The organism is Sphingobacterium litopenaei (genome assembly GCF_014692495.1).
Classification (GTDB): Bacteria; Bacteroidota; Bacteroidia; order Sphingobacteriales; family Sphingobacteriaceae; genus Sphingobacterium; species Sphingobacterium litopenaei.
The window spans coordinates 1-573 of record NZ_JACOIJ010000091.1 but is presented as its reverse complement, the minus strand read 5'-3'; the positions used below and the strand labels follow the sequence as shown (position 1 = coordinate 573).

Sequence of the window (573 nt, the reverse complement as noted above, 5' to 3'; positions counted from 1 at the left end):
TGGCTTGGATTTTTGTTTTGATTCCGCTTCCTCTTGTGCTTGAATTAAGGCATTTTTAAGAATGCTACCTCACAACGCAATTTTTCGTTCTCTATTAATAGTTCCTCTTCTCGAGTCAATGGCTTATTAGATTTGCGGGCTTTGCGTTTATAAGTACTCATATCTTGCACAGGACGGCCTTTTCGTTTGGGTTGTAAACCGTCCAGTCCAAAGGTAGCAAAACTTTTTTGCCATTGACAAATAGTGCTCCCATTGGGAATGTTAAACTTAAATTTGGCTTCGCTTAAACTTAAACCATAGCGTTCAATTGCTCGAATAACTCGCAACTTAAAGGCAGCAGTATAAGTTTTATTCTTACTAGAAATTAAACCCTTTAATCCTAGTCGTCGGTAGTCCTGTAGCCACCGATCAAGTTGGCTAATATTAATGCCATATAGCCCAGATACCGATGTGACTGAATGATGTTTTTCCTCAACTAATTTAACACACTTAAGTTTAAATGTTAAATCATATTTGACTTTTCGTTCCATAAAAATACCCCCAGAAAGTGTCTAACTTTTTGGGGGCAGTGCA

At 37.7% G+C, this 573-nt stretch carries 1 protein-coding gene; it reads right to left on the bottom strand.

What is annotated here, in order from left to right:
* Positions 1-44: 44 nt before the first annotated feature.
* Complete coding sequence (locus H8B04_RS16910; RefSeq protein WP_223815485.1) at positions 45-530, bottom strand: transposase; 486 nt, start codon at positions 528-530, stop codon at positions 45-47.
* Positions 531-573: the final 43 nt, after the last annotated feature.